At 64.1% G+C, this 1,457-nt stretch carries 2 protein-coding genes; both read right to left on the reverse strand.

What is annotated here, in order from left to right:
• Positions 1–932: ABC transporter permease (locus ENZ74_RS31580; protein ID WP_164761392.1), on the reverse strand; the 932-nt coding region annotated here is incomplete at its 3' end.
• Positions 933–935: 3 nt separating this feature from the next.
• A partial coding sequence (locus ENZ74_RS31585) for an ABC transporter permease (RefSeq protein WP_164761393.1) occupies positions 936–1,457 on the reverse strand: 522 nt, incomplete at its 5' end.

Below are 1,457 nucleotides of genomic sequence, written 5' to 3' on the forward strand. Positions count from 1 at the left end.
CCGTAGAAGATCGCGGCACCCAGGATGATGACGCCCTGCGCGATGAGCTTGCCGGGCTCGTCGATGCCGAGCACGGTCATCACCACGAACAGCAGCGCAAAGCACAACGCCCCGAAGAAAGGTCCCCAGACGCCACCGTCGCCGCGACCGAAGACGACGCCGCCGAGGATCGTTGCCGCGACCGCCAGGATCGGCAGGTCGAGGCCGACACGGACGCTGCCGACGGCGATCGAACCGGTCTGTACCAGGGCCGCGATCGCCGCGATCAGGCCGGCGAGCGTGTGCGCAAGGATCACCGTGCGCTGGACCGGCACGCCGGAAAAATGCGCGGCTTCGGCATTCTCCCCGACCGAGGCGACGTAGCGGCCAAAGACGGTCCGCGACAGCAGCAGCCACACCAAAGCGGTCAGCAGGACCCAGAACAGCACCGGCGTCGGAACCGACAGGAATTTCGTGTTGTAGAGGTCGTTGAACAGCTTCGGCACATCGCCGGGCGGATTGCCGCTCGACAGGAACTGCACCAGCCCGACCAGGATGATGCTGACCGCCAGCGTGACGATGACCGCCGACACCCGCCGGCTCCCTATCATGAAGCCGTTGAACAGGCCGATGACGAGGCCGGTACCGAGCGCCAGCACGACGAAGAAAGGCATCGACGCGCCGGGGAAAGTGCCCGACGAAATGAAATAGTTGATGAGCAGGATGATGCCGCCGCCGGAAAGGTCGATCGACTTCACCCGCATGACGACGAGCTGCCCCAGAACCAGGATGCCGAGCGGGACGATCTGCCTGACGAAGATACCCATGATGTTGAGGTTGAGCATGTTCGGCCGTGCGATCCACAGCGTGGCCAGCAGCACGAGGAAGACAAAATAGGACGGCGGTATGCGCAGCAGGCGCCGGGCGATCGGATTTGCGAGAACGGCAGCCATCTTTCAGAGCCCCATCTTCTTGCGGGATTGCAGCCCGACCACCGCCAGCAGGATGCCGCCCTTGATCGCGGTCTGGACGAACGGCGAGACGTTGGCGAGGTTCATGCCATTGGCCAGCAGCGCCATGACCAGCGCGCCGATCACGGTGCCGTGCAGGCTGCCTATGCCACCGGAAAGCTGGGTGCCTCCAAGCGCCACGGCGGTGACGGTATCGAGTTCGAAAAGCAGCCCGACATTCGGATCGCCCGACACGATGCGCCCGGCGAGGAAGACACCGGCAACGGCTGCGAAACAGGAACAGATCACATAGGCGAGGATGATGTTGCGGCGGTCGGAGACGCCGAAATTGCGGGCAGCACTCTCGGCGCCGGACGCGATGCCGCCGCCAATCGCAAACAGATGCAGCCCGTACCGGGATCCGTAGAGCAGTTTCCACGCTGCCAGGATCACGACGATGCCCCAGAAAACCGGATAGGGAATGCCGAGGAAACTGCCCGAGACGGCATCGATGACGATCTCCGGCAC

The organism is Mesorhizobium sp. M7A.F.Ca.CA.002.15.2.1, assembly GCF_003998715.1.
GTDB classification, from domain to species: domain Bacteria; phylum Pseudomonadota; class Alphaproteobacteria; order Rhizobiales; family Rhizobiaceae; genus Mesorhizobium; species Mesorhizobium ciceri.